Origin of the sequence: Sphingobium wenxiniae (assembly GCF_007830065.1) — a bacterium.
Lineage (GTDB): Bacteria > Pseudomonadota > Alphaproteobacteria > Sphingomonadales > Sphingomonadaceae > Sphingobium > Sphingobium wenxiniae.
In genome coordinates this window covers 1-15,033 of the sequence record NZ_VLKK01000035.1, presented here as the reverse complement: position 1 = coordinate 15,033, position 15,033 = coordinate 1, and the positions used below count along the sequence as shown (strand labels likewise).

Here is a 15,033-nt window from a genome sequence, read left to right as displayed (position 1 = left end):
CTGGCAAGCGCGGAGTTTACCACCTTGCGCCTGCGGCTGCTCAAGGTCGCTGCGCGCGTCGTAGAAAGTGCTAGCCGCATCCGCATTGCCTTCGCTTCCGCCTGTCCGGATGCCGACCTGTTCCGCGCCCTCGTTCTCCGGCTGAAGCCTGCGCCGACGTAGCCCATGCGGCAGCGCCGCAGAACTCCGAGCCCAGCCCTTCAACCCGAAAAGCCCATCAATCCGAATGCGGTGAAACAAACGCCAGCGATGCCGGTCGTCCGCGCAATACAGCCAGCCGCAGCAAATGCCCAGAGCGGGCCCGAAACCGAGCGTCGTGAATAAGAGAGGCTAGAGGCCGAAGGCCATGACGATCGGGAGCCTGTCACCCTGACCGTGGATGAAGCGGAGGCCCCGCGAACTGCGAGAACAATGCGAGACACGGACCTGAGCGATGAACAATATCGCGGCCTCCTCCACGCTATAGACCTCGCGCGGGAAAGCCTCGTTATCGCGGTGGAGATGGACGACGACATAACCGCCTTCCATCTCAAAACCGCGCTCCGTTCCCTCGACTATTCTAGGAAGCTGGTTTCCGCTTGATCTAGCGTCGAACGCTGCGGCGCTGGGCCGGTCGATCGTCTCCGATAACCGGCCCGGAACGCTTCCTTTCGCGTTCGTCGTCCAGCTCGATCCGGGGAGCCTCCCGCTCCTGCTGACGCGGGTTCTCGATCGCCGCCCTGATCTGGCGCACCACGCCTTCACGGCCCAAGCGGCTGTTCTGCTGCAAGTCGTTGAAGTCGGTGAAGCGTGCCGGGTCGGCCTGCTGCTCGCCGGGGGCGAAGGTCGGGAAGACCGGAACGCCGTTCACGGCCTGCGCCGCTTGGGTCGCCTTCTCCTTGCCGGGATTGTAGCCGAATTTCTCCAAGACGCGCTGATCGTCCTCGCCCATGATGAAAATCGGCTTGTCGGGGTAATGCTCGCGCAACGCGGCTGCGACGGCGGGAAGGTTGCCGGAATCGAACGCCGCGACGGTCGCATGGTCCACCACGCTAGAGACGGTCGCCATCGTCGCGTAGCCTTCGCCAATCATAATGCGCGGGGCCTTGTCGAGCGCGGCTAGTGCGGCCTGCGGCGTCACGCCCCCGTTGACCACATGGAAACAGCTTTCCTTGTGGCTCTCCTTCGCAAAACGCTTCGTGCCGTCTTCCTGAATATATTGCGTCGTCCAGTGCTTGCCGCTGGTGTCGATCGCCGGAAGGTGGATTGTATTATCGCTGGCGCTGGCGAGCGCGCCGATCGTCGGCGCAATGCCCTTCCTCTCCATGTAGGGCGTTGCCTGCTCGATCTGACGGCATTGCGCGGCGCGCTGCTGCACGCGCTCGGCCGTCGCGTCATATGTCGCCGTCCGTTCCCGATCGCGCTCCTCGCGCTTGGTGGCCGCCTCGGCGTTCAAGCGGGCCTTCTCCTCCTCGCTCAAGGTGTAGCCGGTGCTTTTCCAGCGCATATCCAGCCCTGAACGGTTGTTCTTGATATAGCCTGCGGGGTGGCCATCGGTGAACGCGACGTAGAAGCCCGCCGCCTCGCCTTTGCCGTCCCCCGCTGCGGGAACGCGGTGGGTCTTCCCGTCCATCATCGGGTGCCCTGCGGGAACCTCAAGGCCAAGGGATTTCATGGCGTCGGCAAACTCGACCTCCGGGCTTTTCGCCTCCTGCTGGCGCGGCTGATTGTCTATTTTCCAGCGCGCCAGCTTCTCCGGGTCTGCGCCCTCCGGCGCATACCAGCTCTTGCGCGCGGCATCCCATTTCGCGCCGTTGGCTTTGGCAAGGGTTCGTTCGCCATAAGGCACCGCCAGATATTCGCGCGTCTGTCGCGGGGTTTCCTTCATCGTATGCCCTTCCTGCGGCTGCTCCGGGGCCGTGGGGCGCTGCGCGCGCTCGCCGGGGAGCGATTGGCCTATATCTTCTGCGGGTGCCTCTACGGCGCTTGAAAGCCATTTCTGGAACGGCTCGACATTAGCGCCTGCCGGGACATACCATGATTTTTCGGCCTTATCCCACTTTGCGCCCAAGGCTTTCGCCTCGTCCTTCTCCCGATAGGGGACCGCAAGATATGTGCGGGTGGAAGGCGCTGGCGCGGCGTCCCGGTGGTCAGTCGCGTCAATGTCCAAGGATGGCGAATTGACCGCATAAAGCGGGGCCAAGCCCTGCCGCTCGCGGCGCTCATCGGCATATTGCTCCGCCTTCAAATTGATAAGGCGGGCAATCTCCTCCGGGTTCTGGTCGCGGCCATCAAAATCGCTGATCTGGTTCGGCCCAAGGGACAAGGCGATATAGCGGCGGCGCTCGCTATCGGCGGAATAGCCCGCCATAAGGTTTCGCTCGCCGTTCGGGGTTATCATCGTGCCGATCGGCCCGACGCCCTCAAATTGCCGTCGAACGGTGTGCATCGGCCCGCCACTATCAACCGGCTCCCAACCGTGCTTGTCGATCAGCGCGTGCAAAGTGCGGTCGGAATAGTGCTGCTGCGGGTCCGGTATAGAATCGCCTATGGCGGCAACGGCCCCGGCTGCGGCGGCCCATCTGTCGCCGCTATGGTCTGTCAGCCGCTCGACCGTAAACCCGGAATCATTAAGCGCCGCTGCAAGCGCCGGTCTGGCGAAGGCGGCCTTGATACGATCGTCCAGCTCCATGTTGAGGTCATCGGATATTACTAGGTCCGCTTCCTCGTTCCCATCGAAATGGGGGCCGTTCTGCCACTCCTCATAGGCTTGAACCGTCTCGGCCACGGCCGCGACCGCAAGCCGATCGCCCTCATCAAGATCATTCTGGCGCTGCTCCGGTGCCTGCTGGAAGTCTGGCGGCAAAGTCACGCGGAACCTATCAAAATCCTCGCGCGTAGCAGGCCGGATTTGATCTAGCGGACTGGCATAGAATGGCCCGTTAATCGGGTTGCGCCCGTCTATATTGCTGGCGAGGACGCCAAGCATCGTCATGCCCGGCTGCTGATAGCAAAGCGTATTCTCATTGCTGACGAAATATCGCGTATGGTCCTGCGCCTGCTCGACCTGCTGAATCAGCTTTTGTTCCAGCGCCAGAACATAGGTGTGAATCTTCTCGGCGTCCGATGCGGCGCGGACAATCTCAAGCGGGTCTTCCTCAAGGACTTTGATCCATGATCCGACATAGGCCGCGTGCTGCTCCGGGTCGTGGCCGATCTGCAATTCCTGCCCGGTTATGAGGCTCGCAATCTCGGCTCGCAATTCTTCGCGGGCATAGCCTTCCGAACCGAACGGGTGCGCCAAATCCCGGTCAAGGCGGTTGGGGTGGCCGGTCCAGTGCCCCAGCTCGTGCAGCGCCGTGGCGTAGAAGCGATCCGCGCTCGGAAACTGGCTGCGCAACGGTAAGGTGATGCTGTCGGTCGAAGGCCGGTAAAAGGCGCGGTCGCCCGCTTCTTCGGTGATTTTCGCGCCCGACGCCTGCAAGATGGCCTCGGCCCGGTCCACCGGATTCCACTCATGCGTAGTGGTGGCGATAGGTGGAAGCCCGTCGATCTGCTCGGCGTTGAACACCACGGCATAAAATGCGCGGGGCCGCTCAAGCTCGACCTTCTCTTTCCTCTGGCGGCCCTCGGCGTCCAGCACGGGCTTACCGCTCTCGTCCCGAACTACCCGTTCCTCCTCGAACTGCCAGTATTGGACAAGGGAGCCTTTCTCGCCCTTCCGCACCTGTGCGCCTTGGGCGGCGGCCTGCTTGTAGGTCAGCCAGCGATTATCAGCCCGGCCCTCGGACATGAGATTGAGGACATTGACGCCGCGATAGCGTTTCCCGGTCGTTGGATTGAACGGCAATCCGCTGCTGCCGGTTGTCTCCCAAGGCTTCTGCCAAGGGGCGGTGCCCTGCTTCAACTGCTCTATCAGCTTGTCGGCAACCCGCTGGTGAAAGGGCTTCTTCTCCTCGGCCATGTCCTCGCCCTCCCCTAGATCAATTCGCGTTGCGCGCTGCCGCGATCAATTCGCCGCGTTCCGTGGCGATCGGTGCCGCGTCACCATCAAGCCCTTCCTCGGCCTCGCGCGCGTCGGCCTCGCTCATGGCGTCCTCGACAAAGGCCCCTGCCCGCTCTGCTTCCTCCGGGTCGAACTCGACAACCGCGCCGGGAATCTCGGCGTCGGCAAGTTTGCGCGCCACCAGCTCGTCAAGGGTGGGCGCGTCCTGCGCCTTGGGCTGATCCGTCATGCTCGTTCTCCTTTGCTGAAATCGGGCTGTCCCTTGTTGTCGAAATAGGTCTGCTTGCAGCCGGGATAGGCGCTGCAACTCCACCAGAAGGCCCCCTTCTTTTTCGCGGAAGGACGCCGCACTAGGCCAGCGCCGCACGCTTGGCATTTGTGCTGCTGCGACGGCACGGGCGCGGGAGCCTTCGCCAGTTCCGGCTTGCCCGCCTTGTCGTTGGCGGTGAATTTGCAGCCGTCGGCATAGCCGGTGCAGGACCAAAAATAGCCCTTGCTCCCTTTGATCCGGCGCAGCGGCTTGGAACATGACGGGCAAGGCGGCGCGTCGATCGCTATGGCAAGGCCCTGCTCTTTCACCCGTGCGACCTCGCGGCCGACATAATCGGCCAGTCCGCGAACGAATGTCATGGTATCGCTCTTGCCCTCGGCAATCGCGCGCTGCTGTTCGTGCCAAATGGCGGTCATGTCAGGGAACTTCGCCTGATCGGGCAAGGCGTCATAGAAGGCACGCGCCTGCGGGGAACTGACGATATTCTTGCCCTTCTCGACCAAAAACCCGCGATCGAAAAGCGTGGCTATGATGCTGTCGCGGGTCGCCGGGGTTCCAATTCCGCCATGCTCACCCGCCTTCCCCTTGTCCTTCTCGATCAGGAGTTTCCTAAGCCGCTCGTCCCGAACATATTTCGCCACCCGCGTTAGGTCGGTCAAAAGCGTGGCCATCGTATAGAGCGGCTTGGGCTTGGTTTCCTGCTGGTCGGCGCTGGCCGAAAGGCATTGCCCGGCCATGCCCGACGCGATCGAACGCAAGTCGGCCGAAAGGGTGTCCTCGTCCTCGGCAATATCCTCATTACCTACATCGTTCTTATAGAGGACCGTCCAACCCGGCTTGGTCACAACCTTGCCCCGCGCGGAAAAGGCGTGGCCCGCAACCTCTATCTCGATTTCGGTCTGGTCATATTGGTTCGCGGGCCAGAACTGCGCGACATAGGCGCGCGCGATCAGCATATAGATACGCTGCTCCGGCTCTGTCAGCGCGGCAAAGTCGGCCGTGGCTTCGGTCGGAATGATGGCGTGATGCGCGGAAACCTTCTGCGAGTTGAAGGCCCGGCTTTTTATCGACGGGTCCGCGCGCTGCGCGATCGCTGCCAGCATCGGGACCGTCGCGGCGACGGCCGCCAGCACGCCGGGGGCGTCGGCGTGCTGCTCATCGCTCAAATATTCGCTGTCGCTGCGGTTGTAGGTGATAAGGCGATGCTTCTCCCGCAACGCCTGCGTAATGTCCTTCACCTGATTGGGCTTGTAGCCGAATTTCCGCGCGGCATCGGTTTGCAGCTTCAAGAGATTGTAGGGCAGCGGCGGCGCTGCCTCTTTCGCGGTGGTTTTGGCGCTGGCGATGCGAGCCGGTTGCCCCTGCACCGCCCCGGCTACGGCCGTCGCGAAATTGCGGTCGATCAAGCGGCGCTGCTCATCAACAGGGTCGCCCTCCCCGATCTGGTAACGCGCGGGGAAGGTCTGCCCGGCGAAACTGAACTGCCCCGATACCGTGTAGTAATGGCTCTTGGTGTGGGCCTCAAAATCGCGGTCGCGGCGGACGACAAGGCCCAAGATTGGGGTCTGCACGCGACCGACACTAAGAACGCCCTGAAACCCCCGCGCCTGCGCCGCGAGGGTATAGGCGCGGGTCATGTTCACGCCATAGAGCAAATCGCCCACGCTGCGCGCCTCGGCCGACGCGGATAACCCGGCATATTCGCGGTTATCCCGCATGGAGGCCAAGGCCCGCTGCACAACCTTTAGATTGTTGTCATTGATTAGCAGGCGTTGGACCGGCAACCGGCTTCCGGCCCATTGCAGAATCTCGTCAACGATAAGCTGGCCCTCATCGTCGGGGTCGCCCGCGTGAATGACGCTCCGCGCCGATTTGAGGAGTTTGCCGATCGTGCAGAGCTGGGCGCTCGTCTTGGCAACGGGCCGCTTTTCCCACGGGATGAAGCTGATCGGCAGCGCCGCCATGTTCCACGGGTCTTGCGGGTCCACTAGCTCAAGCATGTGGCCAATCGCCCACGTCACATAATGACGGCCGCAATCTATGAAGCCGTCTTGTCGCGCCCCTCCTCCAAGGCCCTCGGCAATGGCCCGCGCGAGTTCGGGCTTTTCGGCAATGACGATGATCTCTCCGCTCATGCCATCACCACGTCACTACGGGTTTGATGGAGGCGGTCACTTGCCGCGCGCTGATCGGCCCGAAATAGCGGCCGTCGAAAGAGGCCGCGCTGTCGCCAAGGACAAGGATTTCCCCATCGCCTAGCGTCCAAGCGGCATTGAGCCGGGGCAAGGCCCGCCCTGCCCCATCGGCAAGCTGCGGGGCGCTGTCGGGGACAAGGCGGCCGTTGATCCGCACGCCCTGCCCGCCAATCTCAACGCGGTCGCCTTTAGCGGCTAAAATCCGCTTCATCATTTCATAGCTTCCGCTGGGGCAGTCGCCGGGTTCGATGTAGCGCCTACGCAACGCCTCCAAAAAGGGCGGCGCTGCGGGCGGACAGAACGCCACAAGATCGCCCTTTTGCGCGGTCCCGCCCGTCGCCCGATAGACGCCTACCGGGATGCTCGGCGTAGCGTTGAAGCGAAGGCCCGCCGCCTTCGCGCCAAGCATGGCGATCATGGCCCCCGCCACGCCACAAACCGCATAGCGGCTGACCTTGGCGAAGCTCGGCCGCTTCATAGTTTGATCCTCCGGCCCCCTTCGGGCGGCTTCGGCGCGTGATTGCCCCTGATCGTGTCGCTCCGATCCGGCGCGGGAATCTTGGCGCGGGCACTAAAGGTCGGGTCTTGGAAATAGAGGGGCTGACGGCCATAGATCATGGGATAGCCTGCGACATAAATCAGCATGTCGCCCGCTTCGGAAATATCTCCGTCCGGGGTCTTCTTCGGCCCCGGCATCCTCATACACTCATCAGGCGTCAAAAGCGGGCGCTGGGTTTCCTGCACGGTCTTGGACACGGTGCCACCAAAGAAACCCCCGCCCCCGCGTCCGGTGCTTTTGGTGATTTGCTCTTTAAGAACGGTGGTCTGCCCGGTGAGTTTGGAAAGATGCTCGGCCGTCTCAACACGGTTGGGCGGATAGGCGTTCTGGATATGAGCGTTGGAGGTTATCAGCTCATCCGGCCCATAGCCGGTTTCCCGGCTCCTAAGCTGGTTGGTGTCCTGACAAATGAGATAGAATTTCAGGCCGTAGCCTGCGGCGAACGCCAAGGACTCCTGAATGATTCCAAGTTTCCCAAGGCTGGGAAACTCATCAATCATAAACAGGGCGCGGTGCTTGTAGCTCTGAACTACCCGGCCCTCCTCGAACTCCTGCTTGGGCGCAAGGATACGCACCATCATGTTGAGCATGACGCGGACAAGCGGGCGGAGCCGGTCCTTATCGGTGGGCTGGGTGATGATGTAGAGGCTAACCGGCCTCTCGCTGTTCATCAGGTCACGAATGAGGAAATCGGAAGTCGCGGTATTGGAGGCCACAACCGGGTCTTGATATAATTCTAGATAGCTCTGCGCGGTCGATAGAACCGATCCGCCCTCATCATCGGGGCGATTGAGCTGGGCGCGCGCGGCTTTGCCGACAACGGGATGATTTTTGCCGCCCGGCAAATGGCCGAACGTAAGCATTTCCTCCCAAACCTCCTGCGCGGGCCGAACCGGATCGGCCAATACGGCATCCACTTCGGCCAAGGTCGCCGCGTTGCCGCCATGCTTGGCTTTGTAGATGACATGCAGGATCACGCCTACCAGAAGCGCCCGCGAGGTCTTTTGCCAATGGCTTTCGACCCCCTTCCCGTCCGGGTCCACTATCAGCGTAGCGAGATTCTGAACGTCTGCGACTTCGTTGTCAGTCCCTACCCTGATTTCGTCCAGCGGGTTCCAGTGGGCGGAGCCGCGCGAGCTGGCCGGTTCAAATCGCATGACGATCTGGTTGGCGTGCTGCTTCCTCCAACCGGCGGTCAACGCCCATAGCTCGCCCTTCAAATCGGTGATGACGGCGCTATGCGGCCACGAAAGCAGCGTCGGGATGACAAGGCCCACGCCCTTCCCCGATCGGGTCGGGGCATAGGTTAGGCAATGCTCCGGGCCGGAATGGCGTAGATAGACCGTCTTCCCGTTCTTCTCCTGATATGCGCCAATATAGACCCCATCATTTTCAACGAGGCTGGCCGCGCGAATGTCCTCCATGTCGGCCCAGCGGGCCGATCCATGCAGATAGGCATTGCCCTTCCCGGCGTTCGATTTCGCCAGTTTGACAGCAGCGGTTATCAGGACGCCCACGCCGAAAACCACGGTGCCCACGCCCACGGCTTGCCCGAAGGCGGGTTTCAGCGCCGGAACCTCGCTCCATTTGCTGAACCATTGCAGGAAACGCCACGGGGCATAGATATGGCCCGCGTTCGGCCCCAAGGTAGCCTGATAGGCCATCTGGTGCGCGAACATCTGCGTTGCGCTCCATAAGCCTCCAAGGGCGGAACCGGCCACAAGGGCCGCCAGCAACGGGCGATTATCGCCCTTGCTTCCGCGCTCCCGCACTTGCGGCCCGATGGCTGTATTGCGCTTCTTTGCCATGCTTTGCCCTTCTCGCGGCCGTTACCGGCCGCGCCCCTTGCTTTTGACGGTGCCGTTGCTGGCAATCTCGATCGGCTCGCCAATCGCCAGCTTGCCCGCGCGGGCGGCGCTGCGCGCGTCCACGGGCAGCACAAGCATGTCAGCGCCATCTCTTAGGAGTATCAATTTCTGCCCTTCGATTTGTCGCGTCCCGGCGTAAATCAGCGGTCCATGATCGCCAGTGAACAGCCGATGCGCCGGTATATCCATTCCAATGTGACGCTTCGCATTGCGTTCCGCAATGTATTTATCCGCTGCGCTGGCCTGATCGTCGCTCACTCGCGGCCGATCGTCGTCCCGTCGCACAAGACGATCTGGCCGGGCTTTTTGGTCGTCCACGTCTGAATGAACATCACGCGGCAATAGCAAGCGACCTCGCTCGGCGTGCTGAACCACACCGAGTTGGGACAGGTCGCGCAAACTACCTCGGCTTTCGGGCGGCGGCTCTCGTCCAACGCGGCCAATGTTGGGCTTAACGGCGCGCTCGCTGGGGGCCTCGGCTCCTCCGGCGCTAGAATGTCCATTTCTGGCGGGCTGTGCGGGGCCAGCTCGAATGGCGGCGCTGCTGGCTCCTCCGCTTGCAAGGCCGGTTCCGGCGTCGGTTCCTCCGGCGCTGACGGCTCCGGGTCGGAATGTCCCGTTTCGACCTGGTGCTGTGGTGCTGGCGTCTCGTCCAGCGTCATTGACGGCGTTTCGCCCAGCAACGCCAGCGCCGCCTCTATCTCCTCGTCCAACGATTTGTCTGTCACGCGCGCGCTCCTCTTGCCTGATATTTTGACGCCGGGCCTCTAGATCGGGGTCCGCAAATGTGATGGGCATGGCCGATCGGGCGGCGGCTTCCACCACAAGGGCCTTGAATTGATCGCTGCCGCTGATCGCCAGCCTGTCGCCATAGCGTTCGTGCGCAAGCCGCAAGGCGGCAACAACGCCCTCGATCTGCGCCCCGCGCGATACATGCAGGCGCTGGCCATCATCGCGCACCGCTGCATTGGCGGTGCGATAGATGATCGTCCCGCGTTTCGTGATGTGGTCTTGCCGGATCGCTGCGGGGTGTGCTGCGCTCGGCATCGCCGCAATGTGCAGCGCATCCTTGGGAGCGGTGCGCCGTCCCTCCCGCGCGCGCAGGGCCTCAAGGGCGGTGCGGTCGCCCGCCTTGGCCTGCTCCTGTAGCCAGTCATTCCACCCGCGCCGGGAATTACGAGACGCGATGCGCTCCCGTTCCCGCCCGTGGGCGGCAACAATCTTCGCAATCGCGGCCTTGGTGGACCGGGCCGCCAGTGCGTAATTGAGGCGCTTAACAGCCGGGCCGCCACCTAGCAGCTTTATCGCCGCCCGCTTCGTCCTCCCGATGCGCTTCACCTGTTCAATGGCCGCGCGGCGCTTGGCTGCGGCCTCGGCCAGCTCGACCTTTCGGCGCGTGGCGCGCGTGCCCTGCTGGGCGCGGTAGGCAGCAAATAGGCCGCTGGTGTCGATACGGGAGGGCACGGGGCGCTTTTCATAGGTCTGTCGGGCTTTCGGTGCCCCCTCCCCTCCCCGCGCGCTCTGGAAGGCTCCCAAGCGTTTCTCTAACGCCCCTTTTGACAGCTCGCGCGCGATGGAACTGGCCTTTACGGTCGTTCCGTCCATCGCAGCGAATATCAGGCCGTTGCCGCGCGCCTGCACGGACAGGCCGAAGTCGGCCGCGATCTGGTGCAACTCGGTCCAGCTCGCGGCGGCCTTCAAGGGTTCGGCGCAATTCCGCTGCGCCCAGCCTATCAGGCTCTCCGTGCCCGCGATCTGCTCCATGTCCTTCGCGCGGTTTTCCCCGCCGCGCTGGTGGGCGTTGTGGTTGACGCGCTCCAAACCGTGACGGACCTCTAGCAGCTCGCATAGCTCGGCAAGCGTCCGATAATCCCGCAAGGGCGTATGGATCGTGTGGCGGATCGGATGAATCTTGTTGATCGCCAGATGAATATGCGTGTGGTCGGTGTCGTGATGAACGGCGCTGATCCGCTGATGCTCGGCAAAGCCCAGCCCCGCGCAAATCGTCTCCTCAATATCGCGCAAGGCTTCCGCGCTCGGACTCTCGCCGGGAGGAAACGAAATTATGAGGTGATATGTCTTGTCCGAAGCCGCCCGCTGATTGGCCGATTGGACAAGCATAACGTCCTGTGCGGCATCTTCTGGCGTCTCGCCTCGGCAGTTGGTGACAGTCACCACGCCCACGCGCTCATCACGCCCCTGCGCGCTGGTGATGTATCGCACCAACCCGCCGAAATCGCTCTTTGCGGTCGCCTTCATGGGGACGTGTTTTGCAATCATCCGCGCGGCCCTTTTTTTAGCCGCTAAAATCTTGCCGGGACCGCAAGACCTTTCGGATGATCCCGGCCAGCTCCTCCTGATTGGCCTCAATCTTGGACAGCACGCCCCGAATGATGACCGGCATCCGTTCGGGGGCCATTTCCTCCAACTTGGCGTCGTCGGTAAGCCATAGCTTCAACAGGCCGCCAAGACGGCCAAGGTCGCCATTGACGCGCACCAACTCACGCCCCTGTTCTATGTCGATTATGGGGCGCGGCTGATGCCCCAACCCAAGCACACGCAAATAGGCCGACGCGCTCAACCCGCTGGCCTGTGCGGCGGCTTCAATCGTCGCCTTGTCCTCGGCGCTGCACCATATCTTGATGTGGTGCCGCTCGCGCTTCGCCTTGGGTCTGTCGTTCAAATCACCTTCCCTTCGCTGCGGTAGCGGCGGCCTCGCAGAGCAAGAATCCCGTTGAGCGCCCCCGGCGCGAATAAGGGGAGTGATGGGGGTGTCCGCGCTTGCGTGGATGCCTCCATCACCTATCTTGCCCCGTCTTCGACGTTTAGACGCCAAATAGAAACTGTTGCTGGAACGATCATATATCGTTCACCCCCGAAAATATCTAGCGCCACACGGCCTAATCTGGCAGAAAAATACGATATAGCGGGAGTTCATCGGTTCGTGGCCGGTTTATGAACGCTTTATAGCCGATTATGCGCCGAAAAATATCGTAGGTGGAAATGACAGACAGCGGGAAATCCTTCACGGAGCGATTGCGCGAACGGGCGGCCTCACGGGAGCCGGGGGGCAAAAACCGGAACCTCGCGCAATTCCTCGCCGCTCGATCGGACATAGATGCAGCCCTTGCGGAAGGATGGCCGGTGCGCGGCATATGGGAGCTGCTGACGGAGGAAGGCCGCATTAGCTTCGGCTATGCGTGGTTCGCCAAATACGTTCGCCGGTATCGCGCGCCAGCTACCGGGGAACCGCCCAAGGCATCGCCAGCGCCCCCCTCCCCTTCCCGATCAGCAACGGCCTCGGCCGAAGCTGATCCGCCGCCCCGGCCCAAACCGGCGCGCTTCAATCACCCGGCCACTCCGAACAAAGAGGATTTGGTATGAGCAACGTCCACATAGTTTTGCAGGGCAAGGGAGGTGTGGGCAAGTCGCTCGCCGCCTCGATGCTGGCCCAATATCTGACCAAGCGAGGCGAAAGCCCGCTCTGCATTGATACCGATCCGATCAACGCCACCCTTGCCGGGTTTCAGTCCCTCAACGTGTCCAAGGTCGAGCTGCTGGAAAACGGCGACATAAACCCGCGCAAATTCGACGCCATGATGGAAATGATCGCCGGTTCCAAGGAATCGGTGGTCATTGACAGCGGCGCGAGCAGCTACAGCGCCCTATCCTCCTATATGTTCGACAACGGTGCGCCTGACGTGATTGCCGATCTGGGCCATAAGCTCGTCCTGCATACCATTATCGTAGGCGGGCAATCGCTGATCGACACGCTTCAAGGCTTCGCCTCGGTAGCCGAAGCCTTCCCCGATCCGGCTGCAATCGTCGTGTGGCTCAACCCCTATCATGGGCCTGTCGAGGCAGAGGGTAAGAGTTTTGAACAGCTCAAAGCCTACCGGGAGCTAAAGGATCGGGTCGCCGCGATCGTCACCCTCCCCGATCTGAGAAAGGAAACCTTCGGGGCGGACGTTCGGGACATGCTGGCCGCGCGCAAGACTTTTGAGGAAACGCTTGCCGATGGCGACATAGCCCTGATGCAGCGTCACCGCCTCGGCCGCGTTCGTGATGCGGTCTTTGCTGAACTCGACAAGGCTAAGGTCGTGTAATGGCCGATCACGAAAAAATCGCGGCGCTGATCGCGGAAATCTCGCGCCAGCACGGGGTCACGCTGTCCGCCGATGATCCCTTGATGATCCTGCAAACCATCAACGCGATGTTGCTGGGCGAAAGCGCCGATGCGCAGGAGGAGCAACTAAAGGCGTTCAAAAGCGAGCTGGAAGACATGAGCAATCGTTGGTCGATTGCTATCACCGACAAGGCGGAATCGGTGCTGAACGCCGCGCTGGATGCCTCGGAAGCCGCCATGAATGAACGTATGGAGGCCGCCGCGAAGGCTATCATCAAGGAAGTCGGAGAACATATCGGGACGGGGCTACAAAAGCCCCTGAACGATGGCCGGGCCGTCGCTAACCGCAATCTCCTAGCGTCGGGCCTGACGCTGATCGCGGCGCTGGTAGTGTTGGCCGCTGCCCTGTTCCATCATTGACGCCAGCGAAGGCCCCTCCCCCCCGTGGGTCGCGCTATCCCCCGTCTCTCGCCAACCCGCGCGCGAGCGTGCGGCCTGACGGTTTCCGATCGTCCGCCCCGCGCTCGACCGTCTTTTCCCTGATCTGCTCTTTCTCCCGCTCCGCGCGCATGTGCAGCTCATGCAACCGGCGCGCCTGCATCAGCTCCTCGAAATCATCGACAAGTTTCGGCTCTCGATATTCGAGTTTGGCCGCCGCGATCGTCTCCACGCGCGGGCCGTGAACGGCCATACCGTCGCGGATTTCGCGCACGGCTTCTAGCCTTACCGCGATCCGCTGCACGGCCGCTTGCGCATTGGCAATCCGGGCCTGCCATGCTTGGCGCTTGCCGGGCAGGGACAGGAAGCCGGGGGGCTGCTGCTGGATTTGCTGCAAGCGGGCGGTTTGCTGCTCCATCATGCTTTCTAGGCGGTCCTCGATCTGGTTCGCCTGCTCAACCTTCTCCTCAATGACCGTCTGTAGCTGGGCGTTATAGGTTTCCTCGGTTGGCGCGGTGGCGATAGCTGCCGTTTCCTGACTATCCAGCGTGCGCGCCTCGTCTAGCAGCCGGTCGGCATCGGCCTGTGGGTCGCCCGTTCCCTCGTCCAGTGAGAACTTGTCCGGGTCTGCAATCGGCGTGTCCTGCATGGCCGTTCCTTTAGCGGCTAAAATTTCGAGCTTGCACTATATCCGATTTTCCAGCCTACCGCGCCACAAAAAAGGCCCCGCTTGCGCGGGGCCATCAACTCGATGCTATGCGTCACTCAACGCATGTCGGGGGGAGGGTGCGGATTTGCCATCCACCAGTTCGGTTGCCCCCACGGCCCGTCTAACCATTCCCCATTTGTCAATTCGCCGCGAGTCCATATCCAATCGCAGCCCTCGCTATATGGCCGCCATGTGTCGCCGGTCGTCCATGCGAGAAGGATTTCAACACCAGATGGGGCTGTCTCGATAGGTTGCCAATCGTCGGTAGCCATAGATACCTCCAAATATTACCCCTCAAGAAGCGCGAGAAGCTGCACTTTCCCAAGATCGACCTCGGTTTCCTCGCCGCTGTCTTCATACTTGATCCACGCCACGCCATCGCGCGAGGGCCGCTTATTCAGGATCAGACGGGCAGGGCGCTTGCTATGGGAAACCTGCACAATGGCCTTTTTCAGCTTTAGCGGGTCTTCCTCTTTCGGTTCCTTCTCCTCCTCGGCCCCGGCGTCGTCACCAGCTCCGCCGTTGCCCTCATCGTCGCCCGCCTCCTCCTCGGCCTCGCCGCTCAAGCCGGACTCAAGGAACTCCTTCAAGAGCCGCACCGATCCGCGCGTAATCTCCTGATCGGCATCGGCCAGCCAGCGCGCCACGCCCTCGCTATGCTTCTTGTGGAGGCCCACAAGGTCATAGATCAACGTCACGTCCTTGCAACGCCCGCTCTGGAACGCCTTGGCGATCGGCTCCGGCAAATCGAGCAATGCCGCGTGCTGGGTGACAAAGGCCGGGGATTTCCCGATGGCCTTGGCAATCTCGCCCTTCTTTTTCCCGTTGGCCAGCTCGCGGCCGATGTAGTCGGCAATCTCGCGGGCCGTGAGAGCGTCACGC

14 protein-coding genes are annotated in these 15,033 nt (G+C 62.1%); 5 read left to right on the top strand and 9 right to left on the bottom strand.

Annotated elements, in window-relative coordinates; all coding sequences use genetic code 11:
- Together IQ35_RS19750 and IQ35_RS21145 are read left to right on the top strand one after the other, a co-directional pair.
- Positions 1-162, top strand: a 162-nt coding sequence (locus IQ35_RS19750) for a transposase (protein ID WP_199739923.1), incomplete at its 5' end; no start/stop codon positions are given.
- A 249-nt stretch (positions 163-411) separates the two neighbouring features.
- Positions 412-582, top strand: a complete 171-nt coding sequence (locus tag IQ35_RS21145; RefSeq protein WP_158636723.1) for a hypothetical protein — start codon at positions 412-414, stop codon at positions 580-582.
- A 1-nt stretch (position 583) separates the two neighbouring features.
- Here the strand turns inward: IQ35_RS21145 and IQ35_RS19740 are convergent, their stop codons facing one another.
- The 7 genes from IQ35_RS19740 to IQ35_RS19710 are packed head-to-tail and all read right to left on the bottom strand — an operon-like array spanning position 584 to position 11,561.
- Positions 584-3,943, bottom strand: coding sequence for a zincin-like metallopeptidase domain-containing protein (locus tag IQ35_RS19740; protein WP_142639843.1), 3,360 nt, complete (start codon positions 3,941-3,943; stop codon positions 584-586).
- A 19-nt stretch (positions 3,944-3,962) separates the two neighbouring features.
- Positions 3,963-4,214 carry a conjugal transfer protein gene (locus IQ35_RS19735; RefSeq protein WP_054944723.1) on the bottom strand — a complete coding sequence of 84 codons (252 nt, stop codon included), beginning with the start codon at positions 4,212-4,214 and terminating at the stop codon, positions 3,963-3,965.
- The gene (locus IQ35_RS19730) at positions 4,211-6,391 is read right to left on the bottom strand and encodes a DNA topoisomerase 3 (protein WP_086485397.1); all 2,181 of its coding nucleotides are present in this window, start codon (positions 6,389-6,391) and stop codon (positions 4,211-4,213) included. The genes IQ35_RS19735 and IQ35_RS19730 overlap by 4 nt, the downstream gene beginning before the upstream one ends.
- A gap of 4 nt (positions 6,392-6,395) precedes the next feature.
- A complete protein-coding gene (traF, locus tag IQ35_RS19725; protein ID WP_054944722.1) occupies positions 6,396-6,929 on the bottom strand; it encodes a conjugative transfer signal peptidase TraF in 534 nt (177 codons plus the stop codon).
- Entirely contained in the window at positions 6,926-8,818 is a 1,893-nt protein-coding gene (locus tag IQ35_RS19720) for a type IV secretory system conjugative DNA transfer family protein (protein WP_086485396.1), read from the bottom strand. Before IQ35_RS19720 ends, traF begins: the two co-directional genes overlap by 4 nt.
- 21 nt (positions 8,819-8,839) lie before the next feature.
- A complete protein-coding gene (traI, locus tag IQ35_RS19715) occupies positions 8,840-11,137 on the bottom strand; it encodes a TraI/MobA(P) family conjugative relaxase (RefSeq protein WP_242003417.1) in 2,298 nt (765 codons plus the stop codon).
- Positions 11,138-11,174: 37 nt separating this feature from the next.
- The gene (locus IQ35_RS19710; protein ID WP_054944721.1) at positions 11,175-11,561 is read right to left on the bottom strand and encodes a plasmid mobilization protein; all 387 of its coding nucleotides are present in this window, start codon (positions 11,559-11,561) and stop codon (positions 11,175-11,177) included.
- Between the two features lie 320 nt (positions 11,562-11,881).
- On the opposite strand from IQ35_RS19710, the gene IQ35_RS21975 reads away from it, so the two are divergent.
- Genes IQ35_RS21975 through IQ35_RS19700 form a run of 3 tightly spaced genes read left to right on the top strand, consistent with a single transcriptional unit; the run spans position 11,882 to position 13,424 of the window.
- Positions 11,882-12,262, top strand: coding sequence for a TraK family protein (locus IQ35_RS21975; protein ID WP_158636722.1), 381 nt, complete (start codon positions 11,882-11,884; stop codon positions 12,260-12,262).
- Entirely contained in the window at positions 12,259-12,984 is a 726-nt protein-coding gene (locus IQ35_RS19705; RefSeq protein ID WP_006954191.1) for a nucleotide-binding protein, read from the top strand. The genes IQ35_RS21975 and IQ35_RS19705 overlap by 4 nt, the downstream gene beginning before the upstream one ends.
- Positions 12,984-13,424, top strand: coding sequence for a hypothetical protein (locus IQ35_RS19700; protein WP_019053940.1), 441 nt, complete (start codon positions 12,984-12,986; stop codon positions 13,422-13,424). Before IQ35_RS19705 ends, IQ35_RS19700 begins: the two co-directional genes overlap by 1 nt.
- A gap of 34 nt (positions 13,425-13,458) precedes the next feature.
- Here IQ35_RS19700 and IQ35_RS19695 read toward each other — a convergent pair whose 3' ends face one another.
- Together IQ35_RS19695 and IQ35_RS19690 are read right to left on the bottom strand one after the other, a co-directional pair.
- Positions 13,459-14,091: an IncP plasmid survival protein KfrC family protein gene (locus IQ35_RS19695; protein ID WP_044663213.1), complete on the bottom strand. Its 633-nt coding sequence runs from the start codon at positions 14,089-14,091 to the stop codon at positions 13,459-13,461.
- 347 nt (positions 14,092-14,438) lie between these two features.
- The coding region (locus IQ35_RS19690) for a transcriptional repressor KorB C-terminal beta-barrel domain-containing protein (protein ID WP_277872634.1) at positions 14,439-15,033 on the bottom strand (595 nt) is incomplete at its 5' end.